Source organism: Dolomitihabitans soli, assembly GCF_022213955.1.
Lineage (GTDB): Bacteria > Actinomycetota > Actinomycetes > Streptosporangiales > Streptosporangiaceae > Streptosporangium_A > Streptosporangium_A soli.
The window spans coordinates 622,448-642,579 of record NZ_JAKNTW010000001.1 but is presented as its reverse complement, the minus strand read 5'-3'; the positions used below and the strand labels follow the sequence as shown (position 1 = coordinate 642,579).

The following is a 20,132-nucleotide window of genomic DNA, read 5'->3' as shown; positions in this document are numbered from 1 at the left end:
GGTTAGGGTCGAATCATGGAATTCCGCCATCTCGGCCGCAGCGGCCTCCTGGTCAGTGAGATCAGCTACGGCAACTGGATCACGCACGGTTCTCAGGTCGAGGAGGAAGCCGCGAACGACTGTGTGCACGCGGCCCTCGACGAGGGCATCACCACCTTCGACACCGCCGACGTCTACGCCGGCACCAAGGCGGAGTCGGTGCTCGGCCGCGCGCTGAACGGCGTGCGGCGCGACTCACTGGAGATCTTCACCAAGGTCTACTGGCCGACCGGACCCGGCCACAACAACCGCGGGCTGTCGCGCAAGCACATCACGGAGTCCATCCACGGCTCCCTGCGCCGTCTGCAGACCGACTACGTCGATCTCTACCAGGCCCACCGCTTCGATTACGAGACCCCTCTGGAGGAGACGCTCAAGACCTTCGACGACCTCGTACGGCAGGGCAAGGTCCTCTACGTCGGCGTCAGCGAGTGGAACGCCGACCAGATCTCCCAGGCACTCAAGATCGCCGACGAGATGGGGTTCGACCGGCTCGTCTCCAACCAGCCGCAGTACTCCATGCTGTGGCGGGTCATCGAGCCCGAGGTCGTCCCGCTGTGCGAGAAGGAGGGCCTCGGCCAGATCGTGTGGTCGCCCGTCGCCCAGGGCGTGCTCACCGGTAAGTATCTGCCCGGCCGGCCGGCGCCCGAGGGCTCCCGGGCGACCGACCCGACGGGGTCGGGGTTCATCGGGCGGTTCCTACCCGACGACGCCCTGCTCGCGGCCGTCCAGGATCTCCAGCCGATCGCCGCCGACCTGGGGCTGAGCATGGCCCAGCTGGCGGTCGCCTGGGTGCTCCAGAACCAGAACGTGTCCTCGGCGATCATCGGAGCGAGCCGTCCCGAGCAGGTCCGCGACAACGTCAAGGCGGCCGGCGTCACCCTCGGCCCCGACGTCATGCGGAAGATCGACGACGTGATCGGCGGCTTCGTACGGCGCGACCCCGCGCTGACCGAGAGCCCGAAGAAGCGCCCCTGACGGCGGCAGCGAATCGGCCCCTCGAATTCTCCTGGAACGGGGAATTCGAGGGGCCTTCCATTCACACGGGCCGCAATGACATACCGGTGTACTCGACGCGGTCCTCCTCCAGCAAGGTCACCTGCTCAACCCCGGCTTCCAGCAGCTCAGCCCAGTGCTCCCCGAGCCAGGACTCCGCGTCGGCCTGGCTGGAGAACAATTCACGCGGCAATGGCCGATCCGTTACCTCGCCACCGTTCGCGTTTTCATAACGCCAGCGCCAAGTCATGCTTTACGCTCCTTTTCCGGGGGTCGGCGTGTGCACTCTCAATCGCTCAGTGAAACCCTATCCCGAGACCTCCGGGAGCATGGCGGCCGTCCGCCCGCGCCCAGGGCCCGGGCAGGACTCCGGGACTCTCCGCGCTCCCTGCCATGAGCCCTTACGCTGACAACGTGAAAGCCGAGTTCCACGGTACGGCGGGGCCACGCGGATGGCCGGAGCAGGAGTGCGGGTGCGCCTCCTGCGGGCGGGTGTCCCCCGGCCGGTGGCGGCCGTTCGACGTCGTGCTCGACGGCGTCCTGCGGCTGCCGTTCACCGAGGCGGCTCCCCCGCCCGGCTACCGGACCCGGCACACCCGGCACGGCCTGGAGATCACCGAGCCGGACGGGCGACGCCTCCTGCACGCCCTGCCCACGCCCGGAGAGGCGGCGGACGGGCCCCTCGACCACCCCGCCTACGACATGGTGCTCGCCGACGTGCTGACAGGTCCCGCCCAGGTGGGCGCCCTGCGCCAGGAGGGGCTGATCGGCGAGGCGACGTGGGTGGTCGCGGTGGGGATCGATCACCGGATGCCGTCGGAGACCGAGCTGTCCAGGCGGCTGGCCCTGTGGGGCATGCGGGCCGTACCGGACGGAGGGGTGCTGGACGTCCGCACGTCGCCGCCGCCACGTGTCCCCGCGGCCCGGCGCGCGCTGTTGCTGGGCGGGGCGCGGTCGGGGAAGTCGGCCGAGGCCGAGCTGCGGCTCGCGGCCGAGCCCGGGGTGACGTACGTGGCGACCGGGCCGTCCGGTGGCGACGACCCCGAGTGGCTGGCCCGGATCGGCGCGCACCGGGAACGCCGGCCCGCGCACTGGGCGACCGTGGAGACCACCGACCTCGCCGGGCTCCTGCGCGGCGCGGACGGACCCCTCCTGATCGACGGCCTCGGCACCTGGCTCGCCGCCGTCTTCGACGAGTGCGGGGCCTGGGACCACGACGACGGCCGGGTCGGCGAGCGCTGCGCGGACCTGACGGCGGCCTGGCGGCAGACCAGGGCACGCGTGGTGGCCGTGTCCGACGAGGCCGGCCTGGGCGTGGTCCCCGCCACCCGGAGCGGCCGCGTGTTCAGGGACGCCCTGGGCGAGCTCAACCAGCGGCTCGCCGAGCAGTCCGAGGAGGCCACCCTGATGGTGGCCGGCCGCCCGATCCCCCTCCCCCTCTGACCCCCTCTGACCCCCTCTGACCCGACGGCCTCCGACGCGGCGGCCGCCCTCCGACGCGGCGAACCGGGCGTTACGATCGCCCCCCATGGATGGCTTCAGGTTCGCCGTGGGCACGTTGACCGTGTTCCCCGTGCGCGTCGCGCGGGTCGATCGGCGGGTGGCGGGGCGGGGCATGATCGCGGCGCCCGTGGTGGGGGCGCTGCTCGGGCTGGCGGCGGGGGTGTCGCTGGCGCTGCTCCAGCTCCCGTCGGGCGGGGGCCTGCTGGCCGCGGCGCTGGCGATCGGCCTGCTGGCGCTGCTCACCCGGGGACTGCACCTGGACGGCCTGGCCGATCTCGCGGACGGGCTCGGGAGCGGCAGGCCCGCCGCGGGAGCCCTGGAGATCATGCGGCGCTCCGACATCGGGCCGTTCGGCGTGGCGACCCTGGTCCTGACCCTGATCGTGCAGGTCGCCGCGCTCGCCGAGACCGGTCCCGCGGGTCCGTTCGCGTTGATCGCCGCGTGTGTGTCGGGCCGACTGGCGCTCACCTGGGCCTGCCGCGAAGGCGTGCCGTCCGCCCGCCCGGACGGGCTCGGCGCGATGGTCGCGGGCACCGTACGGCGGGGCGCGGCCCTGGGGGTCACCGTGCTCGCCCTGGTCACGGTGTCCTTCGCGGGGTTCTCCTGCGACATCGGCGCGTTCGGCCCGTGGCCGCGGTACTGCGCCCCGGCCGGCGCCCTCTTCCCCGGCCAGGACGCACTGGAACCCGGGCTCTCCTCTGGCGCGGACGGCCGGGAGGAGTCCTCGTTCGGCTGGTTCGCGTACGCCCCGGAGCCCGCGTTCCCCGTCCCCGGCCTGGTCTACGGCACAGCGGGCACCCCCTCGTCCGGGCAGCCGCTCATGGTGGTGCTGCCGGCGGCGATCCTCGCCGGGCTCGTCGTGGCCTGGCTGCTGCGGCGGCGTGCCGTACGGCGGCTGGGGGGTGTCACGGGGGATGTGCTCGGCGCGCTGGTGGAGGCCGCGACGGCCACGGCGCTGGTGGTCTGCGCCCTGATACTCTGATGGCCACGATAGGTAGGACGAACCCTCGTTTATGACTACGCGGCAAGCACAGCTAGCATCGGCCAACGTGACCACTGTGCGGCTCAACCCATCTGACTCCGTCTCACTCGACACCGGCGCGCTGGTCGTCGGCATCCATTCGGGGCCAGACGGTCCCAGCACCGCGCCCGGAGCGGGCGACCTCGACGAGGCGCTCGGCGGCACGCTGGCGGCGGCGCTCGGCGCGCTGGGCGCCACGGGCAAGCCCGGCGAGATCTCGAAGATCCCGACGTTCGGAGCGCTGCCCGCGCCGCTCGTGGTGGCGGTCGGCCTGGGCGAGGCCCCTTCCGGTGACTACGACCCGGAGACGCTGCGCCGCGCCGCGGGCGTCGCCGTACGCGCGCTCGCAGGCACGCCGCGCGCCGCGCTCGCGCTGCCGGCGGTCACGGCCGAGCAGGCTCAGGCGGTGGCCCTCGGCGGGCTGCTCGGCGCCTACGCCTTCACCAGGTTCCGCACCGTCGGCGAGCAGCCCGCGCCGGTCGAGGAGCTGACCGTGCTCACCTCGGCGGCGGGCGCCGCCGACGCCGTCAAGCGGGCGGAGGTGCTCGCCAAATCGGTGTCCCTGGTCCGCGACCTGGTCAACAGCCCCCCGTCCGACCTGTGGCCGGCCCGCTTCGCCGAGATCGCCGAGCAGTCGGCGAAGGAGGCGGGCCTCACGGTGGAGGTCCTCGACGAGGAGGCGCTGCGCGAGGGCGGCTACGGCGGCATCGTCGCCGTCGGGCAGGGTTCGGCCAACCCGCCGCGCCTGGTCCGCCTCGCCTACAGCCACCCGGAGGCGACCTCGACGCTCGCCTTCGTCGGCAAGGGCATCACCTTCGACTCCGGCGGCCTCTCGCTCAAGCCCTCCGCCTCGATGGACTGGATGAAGTCGGATATGGGCGGGGCGGGCGCGGTCTTCGGCGCCCTGCTCGGCGTCGCCGGCCTGGGGCTCCGGGTGAACGTCGTGGGTTACCTCTGCCTGGCCGAGAACATGCCGAGCGGCACCGCGCAGCGCCCCTCCGACGTGTTCACCAGCCTCAGCGGCAAGACCGTCGAAGTGCTCGACACCGACGCCGAGGGCCGCCTGGTCCTGATCGACGGCATCACCCGCGCCGGCCGCGACAACCCCGACGTGATCATCGACGTCGCCACGCTCACCGGCGCGCAGATCGTCGCGCTCGGCTGGCGTACGGCGGGCGTGATGTCCAACGACGACGTGCTGCGCGCGGAGGTCGTCGAGACGGCGGTCGGCGAGGGCGAGGGCGCGTGGGGCATGCCGCTGCCCGAGGAGCTGCGCAAGGGCCTCGACTCGCCCGTCGCCGACATCGCCAACCTCCAGCCGGAGCGGTGGGGCAGCATGCTCGCCGCCGGAATCTTCCTCCGGGAGTTCGTCCCGGAGGGTGTGCGCTGGGCGCACATCGACATGGCCGGACCCGCCTTCAACAAGGGCGAGCCGCACGGCTACACACCGAAGGGCGGCACCGGGGCGATCACCCGGACCCTCGTCGGCATCGCCGAGCGGTATGCGCGCTGAGCGCGCAAGCGGGTCACGAACGGCGTAGACAAGTGAAAAGATGCGAATGCCGAGGCCGGGCCGTCAGCCTGGCCCCGGCGGCATATCGATCCGACAAGGAGCTTTCCAGTGGCTGAAGGCAGCGGCCCCTACGACATCGTCGTCCTGGGCGGCGGCAGCGGCGGGTACGCCTGCGCGCTGCGGGCGGCGGAGCTGGGCAAGACGGTCGTGCTGATCGAGAAGGACAAGATCGGCGGCACCTGCCTGCACCGGGGGTGTATCCCCACCAAGACGTTCCTGCACGCGGCCGAGGTGGCCGACGAGACCCGCGAGGCCGAGAGCGTCGGCGTCAGGGCGACGTTCGAGGGCATCGACATCGCGGGCGTGCACGGGTTCCGCGACAAGATCGTGAACCGTGCGTGGAAGGGCGTCCAGGGCCTGCTCAAGAGCAGGGGCGTGACGGTCGTCGAGGGCACGGGGCGCCTGGTGGGCGCCAACCGGGTGGCCGTGGGCGACGACGTCTACGAGGGCCGCGCCGTCGTGCTGGCCACGGGCTCCGCCCCCCGCTCGCTGCCCGGCCTCGACATCGACGGCGACCGGGTCATCACCAGTGAGCACGCGCTGGTCCTCGACCGGGTGCCCAGCTCGGTGATCGTGCTCGGCGGCGGCGTGATCGGCGTCGAGTTCGCCAGCGTGTGGCGTTCGTTCGGCTCGGAGGTCACGGTCGTCGAGGCGCTGCCGCACCTGCTTCCGCTGGAGGAGGAGTCGAGCTCGAAGGCGCTGGAGCGCGCCTTCCGCCGCCGCGGCATCAAGCAGGAGCTCGGCACGCGGTTCGAGAGTGTCAAGACCACCGACACCGGCGTGGTCGTCACCCTTGAGGGCGGCAAGACGCTGGAGGCCGAGCTGCTGCTCGTCGCCGTCGGCCGCGGCTCCGTCTCGGCCGGCCTCGGTTACGAGGAGGCGGGCGTCACGGTCGACCGCGGCTCCGTCGTCGTGGACGAGTACTGCCGGACGAACGTGCCGGGCGTCTACGCCGTCGGCGATCTCATCCCCACCCTCCAGCTGGCCCACGCGGGCTTCGCCGAGGGAATCCTCGTCGCCGAGCACATCGCCGGGCTCGGCCCGGCGCCCATCGACTACGACGGTGTGCCCAGGATCACCTACTCCGATCCGGAGGTCGCGTCCGTCGGCATCACCTCGGTGACCGCACGCGAGCGCGGCTTCGATACGGTGGAGATGACGTACGACCTCGCAGGCAACCCCAAGAGCCAGATCCTGCAGACGCAGGGCTCGGTCAAGATCATTGCACAGAAGGACGGGCCCGTCCTCGGCGTGCACATGGTCGGCCGCCGCATCGGCGAGCTGGTGACCGAAGGGCAGCTGATCTACAACTGGGAGGCACTGCCCGCGGAGGTGGCGCAGCTGATCCACGCCCACCCCACGCAGTCCGAGGCCGTCGGCGAGGCGATGCTGGCCCTGGCCGGCAAGCCGCTCCACGTGCACAACTAATCGAAGCCCTCGAAAACAGGAAACGCGAGAGAAGACACAATGCCGGTCTCCGTAACGATGCCCCAGCTCGGCGAGAGCGTCACCGAGGGCACGGTCACCCGATGGCTCAAGAAGGAAGGCGAGCGAGTAGAGGCCGACGAGCCGCTCCTCGAGGTGTCCACCGACAAGGTGGACACCGAGATCCCGTCGCCGTCCGCCGGCGTCCTGCAGCGGATCGTCGTCGCTGAGGACGAGACGGTCGAGGTCGGCGCGGAGCTCGCGGTGATCGACCAGAACGGCTCCGCCGGTGCCGCCGCCCCCGCCGAGCAGCCGGCTCCCGAGCCCGCGGCCCAGCCGGAGCCCGAGCCGCAGCCCGCTCCGGTGTCCTCGATCCCGCAGCCCGCCCCGCAGCCCGCCCAGGCGCCCGCACCGCCGCCGCCCCCGGCTCCCGCGCCCACGCCGCGGCAGGAGCCCGCCCCCGTCTCGGCGGCCCCCGCCGAGCCGACCCCGCTGCCCTCCACCGGTGACAGCCCGTACGTCACGCCGCTGGTCCGCAAGCTGGCCACCGAGCACAACGTCGACCTCGACGCGCTCGACGGCACCGGCGTAGGCGGCCGGATCCGCAAGCAGGACGTCCTGGAGGCCGCCCGCGCCCAGCGCGAGGCCGCTGCCCGGCCCGCCCCGGCCCCCGCCGCCCAGGCCCCGGCCGAGCCCGTCCAGGCGCCGGCTCCCCAGGCGATTCCCGCTCCGGAGCCGGTCCAGGTCGACACCACCCTGCGCGGCCGTACCGAGAAGATGTCGCGCCTGCGGCAGACCATCGCCAAGCGCACGGTGGAGTCGCTGCAGACCTCCGCGCAGCTCACCTCGGTGGTCGAGGTCGACGTCACCAGGATCGCGCGGCTGCGTGACCGCGCCAAGAACGACTTCCAGCGCCGCGAGGGCGTCAAGCTGTCGTTCCTGCCGTTCTTCGCGCTCGCCACCGTCGAGGCGCTCAAGCAGCACCCCAAGCTCAACGCGGTGATCGACAGCGCGACCAACGAGGTCACCTACCACGAGGCCGAGCACCTCGGCATCGCGGTGGACGCGGAGAAGGGCCTGGCCGCGGTCACGATCAGGGACGCCGGCGACCTCAACATCGCCGGTCTCGCCCGCAAGATCGCCGATCTGGCCGACCGGTTCCGCGCCAACAAGGTGAGCCCGGACGAGCTGGCCGGCGCCACCTTCACGCTCACCAACACCGGCAGCCGGGGCGCGCTGTTCGACACGCCGATCCTGTTCCAGCCGCAGGTCGGCATGCTCGGCACCGGCGTCGTGGTCAAGCGTCCCGTCGTGGTGGAGGACCCCGACCTCGGCGAGGTCATCGCGGTGCGTTCCATGGTCTACCTCGCGCTGACCTACGACCACCGTCTCATCGACGGCGCCGACGCCGCCCGGTTCCTCACCACCATCAAGCGTCGCCTCGAAGAGGGCCGCTTCGAGAACCAGCTCGGTCTGCACGCCTGATCCACCGCCGGGCGCGTTCTCAACGGGCGCGCCCGGCCGCACTGCTCAAGGGCCGGGTCCCGTGGTCTCATCGCCGCGGGGTCCGGCCTTCGCCGTATCCGGGCGCGGCGCGGGCCGGGGTCGTTCCGACCGGAGGAGATGGCGCAGGGGCGAAGCGTCGCGGCGCGCGGGAGCGGCCGGACCGGCCCCGCCGTAGAAGATCTCACACCGCTGTCCCCATGGTGGCCGTGGCGGCTCGGGGAGGAGGCGCGGGGTGGCGTAGGTTGGCTGACATGGCGATCATCGTGACGGGGTCCTCAGGACTGCTCGGGACGGCGCTCGTAGAAGCGCTGCGGGAGCAGGGGCGGCAGGTCGTGCGGCTGGTACGGCGGGCTCCGCAGGGGGTGGACGAGTCGTTCTGGAACCCGGCGGAGGGGCTGATCGACCGGGGGGCCCTGGAAGGGGCGGAGGCGGTCGTCCATCTGGCGGGGGCGGGGATCGGCGACCACCGGTGGACCGGCACGCGCCGGCGGGAGATCCTGCGCAGCCGGGTCGAGGGGACGCGGACCCTGGTGACGGCGCTCACCGAGCTGGATCGCAAGCCGGAGGCGCTGCTGTCGGCGTCCGGGATCCACTACTACGGCGACACGGGCGACCGGATCGTCGACGAGTCGGGCGCGAAGGGCACCGGCTTCCTGACCGACGTGGTGGCGCGGTGGGAGGCGGAGACGGAGCCCGCGGCGGCGGCCGGGATCCGGGTGGCGACGCTGCGCACGGCTCTGGTGCTGAGCCGGTCGGGCGGGTCGATGGCACGGATGTTGCCGATCTTCCGGATGGGGCTGGGGGCGCCGCTGGGGTCGGGACGGCAGTACTGGTCGTGGATCACCATTGACGACTGGGTGAATGCCGTGCAACATATTCTGAAAAGTCCGGATATATCCACCCCGATTACCGGTCCCGTCAACCTCACCTCCCCCGAACCGGTCACCAACCGTGAATTCACGAAATGTCTCGGTAAAGCATTAAAACGCCCAACAATGCCGCTCGCCGTACCGGGATTCGCCCTGACCATGGCACTCGGCGGCTTCGCGGAGGAGGGCGTTCTCACAGGTCCGCGGGCCGTTCCCGGCCGCCTCCTCGACACCGGCTACGTGTTCCGACATAACCGGCTCGATGCGGCCTTCTCCGCCGTAATCTAGGATGCCTGTTTCGTCTTTCACCGTTTGGGAGTTCATCAATGACCAGAACCGGTCAATCCCATATCGTCGCCATCGGCGGCGGCTCGTTCCGCCGCTCGGAGCGTTACGATTTCCTGGAGCCGAGCGCCCTGATGCGATACACGCTCGACCTGACCGGGCAGGATCGCCCCAAGCTCGGCCTGCTCGCCACGGCCACCGGCGACGACGCCGAGTGGCTGCTGAAGATGTACGGCGCGTTCCGCTCCTACGACGTCGAGGTCAGCCACCTGACGGTCTTCCCGATGCCCAACGTCGACGACCCGGCCGAGTGGATCCTTGAACAGGACGCCATCTACGTCAGCGGCGGCAGTGTGGCCAACCTGGCGGCGCTGTGGCGGGTGCACGGGCTCGACGAGGCGTTCGCGCGGGCGTGGCGGGCCGGCGTGGTGTTGTCCGGCCAGAGCGCCGGCGCCCTGTGCTGGCACGTCGGCGGCAACACCGACTCCTTCGGCCCGACCCTGCGGCCGTGGTCCGACGGGCTCGCGCTGCTTCCCTACTCCTGCGGGGTCCACTACAACTCCGACGACCAGCGGCGGGCGCTGCTGCACGCGTCGATCGCCTCCGGCGAGCTGCCCGGCGGTTACGCCGCCGACGAGGGCGTCGCGCTGCACTACGTCGGCACCGAGTTCATCCAGGCGGTGACCGTCGATCCGGCCGGCTCCGCCTACCGGATCGAGCACGACGGGGAGGGCGGGGTCAAGGAGTTCCGCATCGAGCCCCGGCTCCTCACAGGGTGAGTACTACCCTTATGGCGTGAGGGAACGACACAATCGGCACATGCGTCCCAGCACCACCTCCGGCGGGGGTGACCCGCTGGCTCTCGTGCGCCTCGGTGTCGACGTCCCCTACGAGCAGGCGTGGGAGCTCCAGCGCCTGGTCCACACCAGGCGGGCCGAAGGAGTGACCCCCGACACGTGCCTGATGCTGGAGCACGCCCCGGTCTACACCGCCGGCCGGCGTACGGCTCCGCACGAGCGGCCCGCCGACGGCACCCCCGTCGTCGAGGTCGACCGCGGCGGCCGGATGACCTGGCACGGGCCCGGCCAGCTGGTCGCCTATCCGATCGTCAAGCTGACCGCAGCCCTCGATGTGGAGACCTACATCCGGCTGCTGGAAGACGTGCTGATCCAGGTGTGCGCCGACTTCGACGTGCCCGCCCGGCGGGTGGCGGGACGCAGCGGGGTGTGGGCCGAGGGCGAGCCGTCGCTCGGACTGCCCGACCGCGGGCTGGGCGCCATCGGGATCCGGGTCGTCAAAGGAGTGACGACGCACGGGTTCGCGCTCAACTGCGCCAACGACCTCAGCTGGTTCGACCGGATCGTCCCCTGCGGGGTCACGGACGCCCGGGTCTCCTCGCTGTCGGCGGAGACCGGCCGCCGGATCGTCGTCGACGAGGTCATGCCGTACGCCGAGAAGAGGCTGGCCGAGGCCCTCGGGGCGGAGGCGTTCGACGTGCACGAGGAGGACCTCCTGCGCCCGTAGCGGTTCGGGGTCACGGGACCCCGTCGAAGCCTGCCGTGGCCGGGACATAAGCTGGTGGGCGTGACCGTAGCTCCAGAAGGCCGAAAGCTCCTCCGCCTGGAGGTGCGCAACAGTGAGACCCCGATCGAGCGCAAGCCCTCGTGGATCAAAACCCGGATGAAGACGGGCCCCGAGTACACCGAGCTGAAATCCCTGGTGCGCCGCGAAGGGCTGCACACGGTGTGCGAGGAAGCCGGTTGTCCCAACATCTACGAGTGCTGGGAGGACCGCGAGGCGACCTTCCTCATCGGCGGCGACCAGTGCACGCGGCGCTGCGACTTCTGCCTGATCGACACCGGCAAGCCGACGGAGTACGACAGGGACGAGCCGCGCCGGGTCGCCGAGTCGGTCCAGCAGATGGGGCTCAAGTACGCCACGGTCACCGGTGTGGCCCGTGACGACCTGCCCGACGGCGGCTCGTGGCTGTACGCGGAGACCGCCAGGCAGATCCACGCGCTGCTGCCCGGTTGCGGCGTCGAGCTGCTGGTCCCCGACTTCAACGGCGACCGCGATCAGCTCGAAGAGGTCTTCTCCAGCGCGCCCGAGGTCTTCGCGCACAACATCGAGACCGTGCCGCGGATCTTCAAGCGGATCCGCCCGGCGTTCCGTTACGAGCGTTCGCTCCAGGTGATCACGATGGGCCGCGAGGCCGGGCTGGTCACCAAGTCCAATCTCATCCTGGGCATGGGCGAGGACCGCGCGGAGATCGTCCAGGCCATGCGCGACCTGCACGAGGCCGGGTGCGACCTGCTGACCATCACGCAGTATCTCCGGCCCACCCCGCGCCACCACCCGGTGGACCGCTGGGTCAAGCCGGAGGAGTTCGTCGAGTTGCAGGCGGAGGCCGAGGAGATCGGCTTCGCCGGGGTGCTGTCCGGCCCGCTCGTCCGCTCCTCCTACCGCGCGGGCAAGCTCTACAAGCAGGCCGTCGAGGCACGCCAGCAGGCCTGACACCCGCTCACGGCTGCGACTCCAGGTAGACGGCGAGTCCGTCCAGCATCCGCTGGAGCCCGAACTCGAACTCCTCGTCCAGGCCGACGTCGGCCTCCTCCTCGTCGACGACCCTGGCGAGGAGGGGAAACCTCCCGTCGTGCGCGACCTCGTTGAACCGCTGCCGTCTCGCCTCCCACCACTGATCCTTGGTGACGCCGGTACGCCGCTCCGCCTCGACGTCGTTGACCAGGAACAACGCCATGCCCTGCACGTAGCCGACCACGGTCACCGCCGCCCGGACCATCGTGGGCAGGTCGTGACTGAGCCCTTCGAAGCCGCGTAGCACCCATTCGGTCTTCGCCAGGGCCGACGGCGCGATCCTCGGCCTGGTCGCGGAGAAGATCTGCAGCACCCAGGGGTGACGGCGGCAGATCGCCCACATGCCCCGCGCGTAGACCTCCAGACGGGCCCGCCAGCCGCCCACGGCCGAGATCTCGACCCCCGCCAGTACGGCTTCCGCCATCAGGTCGGTCAGCTCGTCCTTGCCGGGGACGTAGCGGTACAGCGACATGGTGCCGGCGCCCAGCGCGGTGGCCACCCTGCGCATGGAGACCGCCTCCAGCCCCTCCGCGTCGGCGATCGCGATGGCCGTCTCGACGATGCCGTCGACGCTCAGCTCTCCCTTGCGTCCCGCCGGGACCACCGGCTCGCTCTCCCGCGCGGCCACCCGGGCCCGGTACGCCTGTGCCTGACAGGCGCGCGAGCAGTAGCGGGGCCTGCGTCCGCGCGCGGGCACGGTCAACTCTGTCCCGCACCGGACACAGGTCGGCATCGGACGCTCCTTCGCGAATTTCCACACGACGTGACGAAATATTATCATCCGTCAATGTGTGACGTAATTTCGTGACGAAATTCAGATTTGTCGCAGTCAATTGCGATTTATGGCGCTCGATGCGTATCTTGTACGCGTCACGAATACGCCGTACCCGGGAGACATCCAGATGACCGAGACGACCACCGGAGCAGGACGTAAGGAGTGGACGGGGCTCATCGTGCTCGTGCTGCCCTGCGTGCTGGTCTCGATGGACATGTCCGTGCTCTACTTCGCCCTCCCGTGGCTGAGCGCCGACCTCTCCCCCACCGGCCCGCAGCTGCTATGGATCATGGACGTCTACTCGTTCCTGCTGGCCGGATCCCTCATCACGATGGGCACCCTCGGCGACCGGATCGGCCGGCGTCGCCTGCTGCTCATCGGTGCGGCGGCCTTCGGCGCCGCCTCGCTCGTGGCCGCCTACTCCAGCGACGCGGTCATGCTCATCGCCTCCCGCGCCCTGCTCGGCCTCGCGGGGGCCACCCTGGCGCCGTCCACGCTGGCGCTGATCCGCAACATGTTCCACGACCCCCGCCAGCGCAGGAGCGCCATCGGGGTGTGGACCGCGGGCTTCGCCGGTGGCGCGGTGCTCGGACCGGTCATCGGCGGCCTCCTGCTGGAGCACTTCTGGTGGGGGTCGGCCTTCCTGATCAACGTGCCCGTGATGGTGCTGCTGCTGGTCCTGGCGCCGATGCTGGTTCCCGAGTACCGCGACCCGCGGCCGGGCAGGTTCGACGTGCTCAGCGCGGGCCTGTCGCTCGCCGCCGTGCTGCCGGTGGTCTACGGCGTGAAACTACTGGCCGAGGACGGCATCGGCTGGTCGCCGCTGCCCGCCCTGCTCACCGGCGCGGTCTTCGGGGCGTGGTTCGTCCGCCGGCAGGCCCGGCTGGCCGACCCGATGATCGATCTGCGGCTGTTCGCGTCCCCCGCGTTCAGCGCGGCGCTCGTGGTCAACACGCTGGCCATGTTCGCCCTGGGCGGCCTGACGCTGTTCACCACCCAGTACCTCCAACTCGTGGCCGGCCTGCGACCGTTCACCGCGGCGTTGTGGATGCTGCCGGCGATCATGGCCACGATGGCCGGCGTGACCCTGGCCACCATGCTGGTCAGGGTCACGCGGCCCGGGTTCGTGGTCGGCGCGGGGCTCGCGCTGGGCGCGACGGGCATGCTGACCGTACGGCTGGCCGGGGTCGACACCGGCGTGACTCCGATCGTGACGGGAGCCGCCCTGCTGGCGGTCGGCGTCGGCATGGTCGCCACGCTGGCCACCGACCTGATCGTCGCCACGGCTCCGCCCGAGCGCGCGGGAGCCGCCTCCGCTCTGTCCGAGTCGGGCACCGAACTGGGCGGCGCCCTCGGTATCGCCGTACTCGGCACCGCGGGCGCCGTCGCCTACCGTGACCGGTTCGCCGGCACCGCTCCCCCCGGTTCGCCCGCCGAGGCTCGCGAATCCCTGCCGGCCGCCGTCACCGCGGCAGGAAGACTTCCGGAGCGACTCCGCGACCCCTTGCTCGACGCCTCCTTCGACGCCTTCGTCGCCGGCCTGCACACCGTCGCCCTCAGCGGCGCGCTCCTCCTGGCCGCCGCCGCGGCGGCGGCCCCCGTGCTGCTCCGCCGGATGAGGCCCGATCGAGCGGCCGTGGACGCGGCCGCCCGCTGACGGGCAACGGCTGACGGATGACCTTGGGACCGGCCGCCTGGCCGTCGGCGGGATGTGCGACTGGGCGCTCCGGAACACGTCAGGGTCTGAGTTCCAGACAGGAGACGGCGGGCATCGGGAGGGTGAGGGCGAAGTCGCCGGGCCGCTGCCGTCGAGGTCGACGATGCGGGTCGGCCAGCCGGCCGACCGGCGGGCGGGCCGGCGGCGCGATCTCCCAGCGGTCAGTTCACGGCGGGCGGTACGACCGCCCAGTCCTCGGCGCCGAGCACCGGGGCGAGGGCGGCCTCGACCTCCGGGGTGGCGAAGTAGCCTCGCAGCGCGTCGCGGGACAGCGCGTTGCCCAGGGCGATCATGATCATGCCCTGGTCGAGCGCGAGATACTGCTCGGCCACCTTGCCGCTGCGCACCGCGACCGCGTCGTAGAAGCCGCCTCTGCCGTACGACGCGAAGTCCTTCCTGATCTTCGCGAGGTTGGCGAGCGCGGCGTCGGGGGCGTAGCGCAGGGCGAGGAAGGAGGCGTGCGGGGTGACCACCCCGTCGCCGTACGCCGAGGGCTCGGGCTTTCCGTCACGGCAGCCTTCGAAGCCGGGGTCGACGGAGGTGCGTTCCTGGTCGGAGGTGTAGCCGTCGGTGTCCATGCCGATGGCGTCCACGCCGTACTCGCGGTAGCCGCCCGCCGGATCGTTCGAGGGCGAGAAGCCCCAGTATCCGTACTTCGCGTCGTTCAGGCCGTGCTCGCGCTGGGCGGCCACGTAGACGGGGTGGTTGCGGCCCCAGCTCCGCGCGCCCCAGGTGTCCTCGGGGACGAGTTGCGGCACCATCAGCGCCTCGAACATGCTGCCGCCCCAGGTGGGCACCAGTCGCATGCCGCGGTAGCCGTACGTGCCCTCGAAGACCCGCACGCCGGAGTGCGTCTCCCAGGTGCCGACCGGCTTCTGCTCGGCCCACGCATAGTCACACGAGTCCGGAAAAGTCCGCCACATACCGAAATAGTGCTCTTTGGGGATCTGGCCCAGGGCGATGCCGACATACGACGTGATGCGGGTCTCGGTGAGCGCGCCGTAGTGGTGACAGGTCGAGTAGACGGTCGTGCCCGAGCCGTTGTAGTCGCTCTCGGCCGAGCAGCCCTCGGGCCGGTCCGGCCAGAAGCCGCCGCGCAGCAGACCGGTGTCCGGTTTGGCCGCGGGATCGTAGTAGGCGCTGAAGTCCATGCTCCGAACCAGCCTGTCGGCGCGCGCGGCGACCTGGGGCACGGCTCCGCGGATCATCATCAGGGCGGCGCCGAGCCAGCCGTTGTCGACGCTTGAGGCGAAACGCCGGACCGGGTTGCCGTCCTCCGGCCAGGTCGTGACGATCTTCAGGGTGTTCGGGTCGTACCAGTTGTAGAACTGCCCGGTGGGCGCGTGCCGTTCCAGGCGTTCCACCGCCGACAGCACCCGACTGACGCGGGTCAGCGTCTCGCCGCGGGAGATGAGCCGTGACTCGCGGGCCGCGACGGTGCTCCACAGGTAGGTCGCGATGTTGGTGGGCGAGGTCACCTTGGCCCGGGTGCGCGGGTCTAGCGAGCCCTCGATCTTGTCGGCGGGCACCCCGGTGGCCGGGTCCACCATGGCGGTCATCGACCGCCAGGTGTCGCGGGCGTAGTCGGTCAGGACCCGGTCGCCGTCCGCGAGGGCGGGCTGCGGGACAACGAGGAGGAGGGCGGCGGCCGCTGCGGCCGCGAGGCGGAGGCGCATGTGCGTTCCCTACTTGATTCCGGTGGAGGCGATGCCCTGGATGAAGTAGCGCTGCAGGAAGACGAAGAGGGTCAGGATGGGGAGCACGACTACGACCGCCCCCGCGATCAGCAGGCCGTACTGCGTGCCCTGGTATCCGCTGAAGATCGCCAACGCGACCGGGAGGGTGTACAGGTCCTCGCTCTGGGCGACCACGGCGGGCCACAGGAAGTTGTTCCACGAGCCGAGGAACGTGATCAGCCCGAGCGTCGCGAGAGCCGGCTTGCACAACGGCAGGACGATCGTGAAGAAAATCCGGAACTCCCTGGCCCCGTCCACCCGGGCCGCGTGGATCAACTCGTCGGGGATGTCCATGATGAACTGCCGCATCAGGAAGACGCCGAGCGGCGTGACCAGGCCGGGCAGGATGATCCCGAGGAAGGTGTTGACCAGCCCGATCTTGGCCACCAGCACGAACTGCGGGATCATCACCACGATCGCCGGCACCGTCATCTGCACCAGCACCAGCGCGAACACCGCGTTCTTCCAGCGGAAGCTCAGCTTGGCGAAGGCGTAGCCGACCATCGAGCAGAACAGCAGGTTCCCCGCGACGACGGCGACGGCGACGATGAGGCTGTTGAGGAACACCTGCCCGATGTTCATCTTCGCCAGCAGCAGGTCGTAGTTGGCGAGCGTCCACTCCAACGGCAAGAAGGCCGGCGGGTCACGCCTGATCTCGGTCTCCGGCTTGAACGAGGTGAGCACCGTCCACACGAACGGCAGCACGACCAGCACCAGCCCCGCCGTGAGCAGGGCGTACGTGCTCCAGCGCCGTCTCATCGCGACCTCCCGACCCGGAACTGGAGTACGGCGAGCGCGACGATCACGGTGAACAGCACGGTGGCGGCGGCCCCGGCGTAGCCGTAGTTTCCCGAGCCGAACTCGTTGTAGATCGCCAGGGACGCGGAGGTGGTCGCGCCGGCCGGCCCGCCCCTGGTCATCACCAGCGGTTCCTCCAGGAACTGGGTGAACCCGATGGAGCTGTAGACGGTGCAGAACAGCAGCACCGGGCGGAGCATCGGCAGCGTGACCGACCGGAACCGGTCCCACCGGCCCGCCCCGTCCACCTCCGCCGCCTCGTACAGCTCCCTCGGGATGCCCTGCAGGGCGGCGAGGAAGACGACCATGTCGAAGCCGAAGCTCCGCCACGCCGTCATCACGATGATCACCGGCAGCGCGAGGGACTCATCGGCCAGCCAGGAGGGCCCGTCGATCCCGACCGCGCCCAGCACCTGGTTGACCGGCCCCGCGTCGGGTTCCAGCAGGAAGCGCCAGGCCACCGCGATGCCGATGATGCTGGTGATGTGCGGCAGGTAGTAGCCGAGCCGGAAGAACGCGGCGGGCAGCCGGGCGATCCCCGAGTTCAGCGCCAGCGCCGCCGCCAGCCCCAGTGCCAGGGTCAGCGGCAGCGCCGTCACCACGAAGACGAGCGTGTTGAGCGCGGCCTGCCGCATCAGCTCGTCGTCGAACAGCCGCAGATAGTTCTCGACGCCCACGAGGTTCACGCCCAGCGGGTCGCGCACATCGGTGCTGCGCATGTCGGTGAAGCTCATGCCCAGCCCGGCGAGCAGCGGCCCCGCCCAGAACACCGCGAACATCACCACGAACGGCGTCACGAAGATCCACGCCACCCCGGTACGGCGAAGCGTGCCGCGCGGTCCCCTCAGCAGGGGTGTCCGCTCCCGGACGGTCATGATCAGGTCCCGGTCCCGATCGACTCCGCCTTTCGCTGGAACGCCTTGGCCGTCTCGGCGGGTGACTGCCTGCCCAGCGCCATCTTCTCGATCTCGGTCTCCATCGCCTTGGCGACCTGCTCCCAGGTGGGCACGGCGGGCACGCCCCTGGCGTCCTTGAGTTGCTCGCCGAAGACCTTCACCCGCTCGTCACCGGTCAGCTCCGGCTCCTGCCAGGCGGCCTCGACGCTCGGCAGCGCGTTGACCTTGGCGTACCACTTGGCCTGCACCTTCGCGTCGGTCAGCCACCGCAGGAAGGTCCACGCGGCCTCGCGGTTCCGGGCGCTCTTGAAGACGACCAGTTCGCTGCCGCCGATGAGACTGGTGCCGCCCGCGCCGCCTTCGGGGTAGGCCGCGACGGCGAACTTCTCGCCGAATCCGGCTCCGCCGTCCTTCTCCAGGCCCGTGATCATCCACGGCCCCGAGTAGAACGCGCCGACCCGGCCCTTGACGAAGGTCTGCGGGAAGGCGGTGAGCGGCAGGTCGTTCGGGGCCAGGCCGCCGGCGAAGAAGGAGTTGTAGTGCTCCAGGGCCTGAACCATCTGGGGTGTGTCCAGGGTCCACTTGCCGGCCGCCATGATCTCGCCGCCCGCCTGCCAGACCAGCGGGACGACCTCCTGCCAGGAGCCCTGCCGGAAGTTCTGCTCCACGCCCAGTTCGGCGCCCCCCTCCGCCTTCAACGCGGCGACGAAGGACTTGGTCTCCGCCCAGGTCGCGGGCGGTTCGACGCCCGCCTTCCGCGCCAGGTCGGTCCGGTAGTAGAACGCGCGGGTCTCGACGTACCACGGGATGCCGTACGCGGTGCCGTCCACCTCGACGGTCTTCCAGGCGCTGGGGAAGAACGCCGACTTGTCGATGAGGTTGCCGGGGGTGGGCTCCAGGGCTCCCGTCTTGGCCATCTCGCCCATCCAGGTGCTGCCCAGCATGGAGATGTCGGGGGTCGCGTCGCCCGCGATGGCCGCGGTGATCTTGTCGTGCGCCACGTCCCAGCCGAGGGCGGTCACCTTGACGGTCACCCCTGGGTGGGCGGCCTCGAACTCCTGGGCGAAGGCGTCGAGGGCCTCCCCCTCGGTGCCCATCGCCCACACCGTGACCTCTCCTCTGGCCTTCCCGGTGTCCACGTTCTTCGCCTGCTCGGCGGGCTGGTCGGTACTACGGCCACAAGCGGTGAGCACGAGGCCCAGCACGATCAGGCCGGCGGCGTATCTCTGCACATCTCCTCCTGGGATGAGGGTGCCGTTGGGGGGGTCTGGGGGTGCGGGCCGCAGCTCGCGCGGACGACGAGGGTGGTGGGGAGGACCTGGGCGGCCGGGGTGGTGCGGGTGCCGGTGATCAGCTCGTCCAGGGCGCGGGCGGCCCGGGCGCCGAGCGCGCGCATGGGCTGGCGGACCGTGGTGAGCGCGGGCCGGGCGTGCCGCGCGGCCATGATGTCGTCCCAGCCGGTGACGGCCACGTCATGGGGTACGGCGAGACCGAGGTCCTCGGCGGCGAGGATGACGCCCAGCGCGATCTGGTCGTCGGCGCAGATCACCGCCTGCGGCCGGGCCGCCGAACGAGAGCCGGGCCGCAGGATCGCGTGCCCTGCCTCCTGACCGCCCTCGACGGTGTACTCGCAGGGGTACGGCTCGGCGGCCTCGACGCCGTGGGCGGCCAGTGCCTGCCGTACGCCCTGCCAGCGCTGCGAGACGTCGCCGCCGTCGTCGCGCCCGGCCAGCGCGAAGCGGGTGTGACCGTGCCCGAGCAGGTGGACGGCGAGCGCCCGCGCCGACTCGACGTTCTCACTGGCCACGAGGTCGGCTCCGTCGATCGCGTCGCTGGCGAGCACGACCACGGGCATTCCGGTGCCGATGATCTCCCGCACCACCGCGTCCTCGACGGTCCTACCGAAGACGACCATGCCGTCGACTCGGCCGGCCAAGTCTCTGACCAGATCGTTCACCATCTCGCGCCCCCGGGTGGACAGCACGATCACCGAGCGGCCGAGTTCCGAGGCCACCTCCTCGTAGCCCAGGAGCACCTCTGCGAAATAGGGGCCCGACAGGTCGGGCAGGACCATCCCGTTGGCCGCGTGCCTGCCCTCGGCGAGGGACACGCCGAGGCGGCTCGGGGTGAACCTCAGTTCCGCGACCGCCTTCAGCACCTTCTCGCGGGTCGTGGCGGAGACGGGGCCCGTGCCACGCAGGGCGCGGGAGACGGTGGCGATCGACACGCCGGCCCGCTGAGCGACCGCGTAGATGGTGGCGCCGTCGTCCTTGACCATGCGACCCGTGCTCCCTGCTCGGCTGGGTGGAAGCGCTTACACAACTGCCCGGGTGGAAGCGCTTACACCTTGGGTTGCCCTGGACTGTGCCACCCGGCTCGACAGGGGTAAAGGACTGTT

Annotated in this window: 18 protein-coding genes; 11 read left to right on the top strand and 7 right to left on the bottom strand. The window is 71.0% G+C overall.

Features of this window, described 5'->3' with window-relative positions:
* Nucleotides 1-15 precede the first annotated feature (15 nt).
* Nucleotides 16-1,017 (top strand): aldo/keto reductase family protein, encoded by a 1,002-nt coding sequence (locus MBA17_RS02895; RefSeq protein ID WP_238494633.1) that lies wholly within the window; start codon nt 16-18, stop codon nt 1,015-1,017.
* Between the two features lie 61 nt (nt 1,018-1,078).
* Here MBA17_RS02895 and MBA17_RS02890 read toward each other — a convergent pair whose 3' ends face one another.
* A complete protein-coding gene (locus MBA17_RS02890; RefSeq protein WP_238494632.1) occupies nt 1,079-1,285 on the bottom strand; it encodes a hypothetical protein in 207 nt (68 codons plus the stop codon).
* A gap of 164 nt (nt 1,286-1,449) precedes the next feature.
* Here MBA17_RS02890 and MBA17_RS02885 point away from each other — a divergent pair, with 164 nt between their 5' ends.
* From MBA17_RS02885 to lipA, 9 genes are all read left to right on the top strand, one after another.
* Nucleotides 1,450-2,478: a bifunctional adenosylcobinamide kinase/adenosylcobinamide-phosphate guanylyltransferase gene (locus tag MBA17_RS02885; RefSeq protein WP_238494631.1), complete on the top strand. Its 1,029-nt coding sequence runs from the start codon at nt 1,450-1,452 to the stop codon at nt 2,476-2,478.
* 85 nt (nt 2,479-2,563) lie between these two features.
* Nucleotides 2,564-3,520, top strand: coding sequence for an adenosylcobinamide-GDP ribazoletransferase (locus MBA17_RS02880; RefSeq protein WP_238494630.1), 957 nt, complete (start codon nt 2,564-2,566; stop codon nt 3,518-3,520).
* Between the two features lie 31 nt (nt 3,521-3,551).
* Nucleotides 3,552-5,072 (top strand): leucyl aminopeptidase, encoded by a 1,521-nt coding sequence (locus tag MBA17_RS02875; RefSeq protein ID WP_238494629.1) that lies wholly within the window; start codon nt 3,552-3,554, stop codon nt 5,070-5,072.
* A 108-nt stretch (nt 5,073-5,180) separates the two neighbouring features.
* Nucleotides 5,181-6,560: a dihydrolipoyl dehydrogenase gene (gene lpdA / locus MBA17_RS02870; protein WP_238494628.1), complete on the top strand. Its 1,380-nt coding sequence runs from the start codon at nt 5,181-5,183 to the stop codon at nt 6,558-6,560.
* 39 nt (nt 6,561-6,599) lie between these two features.
* A complete protein-coding gene (sucB, locus tag MBA17_RS02865) occupies nt 6,600-8,042 on the top strand; it encodes a 2-oxoglutarate dehydrogenase, E2 component, dihydrolipoamide succinyltransferase (RefSeq protein ID WP_238494627.1) in 1,443 nt (480 codons plus the stop codon).
* Between the two features lie 272 nt (nt 8,043-8,314).
* Nucleotides 8,315-9,220 (top strand): TIGR01777 family oxidoreductase, encoded by a 906-nt coding sequence (locus MBA17_RS02860; protein WP_238494626.1) that lies wholly within the window; start codon nt 8,315-8,317, stop codon nt 9,218-9,220.
* A gap of 38 nt (nt 9,221-9,258) precedes the next feature.
* Complete coding sequence (locus MBA17_RS02855; RefSeq protein WP_238494625.1) at nt 9,259-9,996, top strand: Type 1 glutamine amidotransferase-like domain-containing protein; 738 nt, start codon at nt 9,259-9,261, stop codon at nt 9,994-9,996.
* Between the two features lie 40 nt (nt 9,997-10,036).
* On the top strand, nt 10,037-10,741 hold the full coding sequence (gene lipB, locus MBA17_RS02850) for a lipoyl(octanoyl) transferase LipB (RefSeq protein WP_238494624.1): 705 nt from the start codon (nt 10,037-10,039) through the stop codon (nt 10,739-10,741).
* A gap of 60 nt (nt 10,742-10,801) precedes the next feature.
* A complete protein-coding gene (gene lipA / locus MBA17_RS02845) occupies nt 10,802-11,731 on the top strand; it encodes a lipoyl synthase (RefSeq protein ID WP_238494623.1) in 930 nt (309 codons plus the stop codon).
* Nucleotides 11,732-11,738: 7 nt separating this feature from the next.
* On the opposite strand, the gene MBA17_RS02840 is transcribed toward lipA, so the two are convergent.
* The gene (locus MBA17_RS02840) at nt 11,739-12,545 is read right to left on the bottom strand and encodes a TetR/AcrR family transcriptional regulator (RefSeq protein ID WP_238494622.1); all 807 of its coding nucleotides are present in this window, start codon (nt 12,543-12,545) and stop codon (nt 11,739-11,741) included.
* Between the two features lie 169 nt (nt 12,546-12,714).
* On the opposite strand from MBA17_RS02840, the gene MBA17_RS02835 reads away from it, so the two are divergent.
* Nucleotides 12,715-14,244 carry an MFS transporter gene (locus MBA17_RS02835; RefSeq protein ID WP_238494621.1) on the top strand — a complete coding sequence of 510 codons (1,530 nt, stop codon included), beginning with the start codon at nt 12,715-12,717 and terminating at the stop codon, nt 14,242-14,244.
* A gap of 221 nt (nt 14,245-14,465) precedes the next feature.
* Here MBA17_RS02835 and MBA17_RS02830 read toward each other — a convergent pair whose 3' ends face one another.
* From MBA17_RS02830 to MBA17_RS02810, 5 genes are read right to left on the bottom strand one after another with little or no spacing between them, the layout of a single operon-like run.
* Complete coding sequence (locus MBA17_RS02830; protein WP_238494620.1) at nt 14,466-15,980, bottom strand: glucoamylase family protein; 1,515 nt, start codon at nt 15,978-15,980, stop codon at nt 14,466-14,468.
* Nucleotides 15,981-15,989: 9 nt separating this feature from the next.
* Nucleotides 15,990-16,799 carry a carbohydrate ABC transporter permease gene (locus MBA17_RS02825; protein ID WP_238494619.1) on the bottom strand — a complete coding sequence of 270 codons (810 nt, stop codon included), beginning with the start codon at nt 16,797-16,799 and terminating at the stop codon, nt 15,990-15,992.
* Nucleotides 16,796-17,713, bottom strand: a complete 918-nt coding sequence (locus MBA17_RS02820) for a carbohydrate ABC transporter permease (RefSeq protein WP_238494618.1) — start codon at nt 17,711-17,713, stop codon at nt 16,796-16,798. The genes MBA17_RS02825 and MBA17_RS02820 overlap by 4 nt, the downstream gene beginning before the upstream one ends.
* Before the next feature lie 2 nt (nt 17,714-17,715).
* The gene (locus MBA17_RS02815; RefSeq protein ID WP_238494617.1) at nt 17,716-18,966 is read right to left on the bottom strand and encodes a sugar ABC transporter substrate-binding protein; all 1,251 of its coding nucleotides are present in this window, start codon (nt 18,964-18,966) and stop codon (nt 17,716-17,718) included.
* Nucleotides 18,942-20,012 carry a LacI family DNA-binding transcriptional regulator gene (locus MBA17_RS02810; protein ID WP_238494616.1) on the bottom strand — a complete coding sequence of 357 codons (1,071 nt, stop codon included), beginning with the start codon at nt 20,010-20,012 and terminating at the stop codon, nt 18,942-18,944. Before MBA17_RS02810 ends, MBA17_RS02815 begins: the two co-directional genes overlap by 25 nt.
* Between the last annotated feature and the right edge of the window lie 120 nt (nt 20,013-20,132).

Coding starts and splice junctions, on each gene's coding strand:
- MBA17_RS02895 (WP_238494633.1), top strand. CDS start 16: ATGGAATTCCGCCATCTCGGCCGCAGCGGCCTCCTGGTCAGTGAGATC.
- MBA17_RS02890 (WP_238494632.1), bottom strand. CDS start 1,285: ATGACTTGGCGCTGGCGTTATGAAAACGCGAACGGTGGCGAGGTAACG.
- MBA17_RS02880 (WP_238494630.1), top strand. CDS start 2,564: ATGGATGGCTTCAGGTTCGCCGTGGGCACGTTGACCGTGTTCCCCGTG.
- MBA17_RS02875 (WP_238494629.1), top strand. CDS start 3,552: ATGACTACGCGGCAAGCACAGCTAGCATCGGCCAACGTGACCACTGTG.
- sucB (WP_238494627.1), top strand. CDS start 6,600: ATGCCGGTCTCCGTAACGATGCCCCAGCTCGGCGAGAGCGTCACCGAG.
- MBA17_RS02860 (WP_238494626.1), top strand. CDS start 8,315: ATGGCGATCATCGTGACGGGGTCCTCAGGACTGCTCGGGACGGCGCTC.
- MBA17_RS02855 (WP_238494625.1), top strand. CDS start 9,259: ATGACCAGAACCGGTCAATCCCATATCGTCGCCATCGGCGGCGGCTCG.
- lipB (WP_238494624.1), top strand. CDS start 10,037: ATGCGTCCCAGCACCACCTCCGGCGGGGGTGACCCGCTGGCTCTCGTG.
- MBA17_RS02840 (WP_238494622.1), bottom strand. CDS start 12,545: ATGCCGACCTGTGTCCGGTGCGGGACAGAGTTGACCGTGCCCGCGCGC.
- MBA17_RS02835 (WP_238494621.1), top strand. CDS start 12,715: ATGACCGAGACGACCACCGGAGCAGGACGTAAGGAGTGGACGGGGCTC.
- MBA17_RS02830 (WP_238494620.1), bottom strand. CDS start 15,980: ATGCGCCTCCGCCTCGCGGCCGCAGCGGCCGCCGCCCTCCTCCTCGTT.
- MBA17_RS02825 (WP_238494619.1), bottom strand. CDS start 16,799: ATGAGACGGCGCTGGAGCACGTACGCCCTGCTCACGGCGGGGCTGGTG.
- MBA17_RS02820 (WP_238494618.1), bottom strand. CDS start 17,713: ATGACCGTCCGGGAGCGGACACCCCTGCTGAGGGGACCGCGCGGCACG.
- MBA17_RS02810 (WP_238494616.1), bottom strand. CDS start 20,012: ATGGTCAAGGACGACGGCGCCACCATCTACGCGGTCGCTCAGCGGGCC.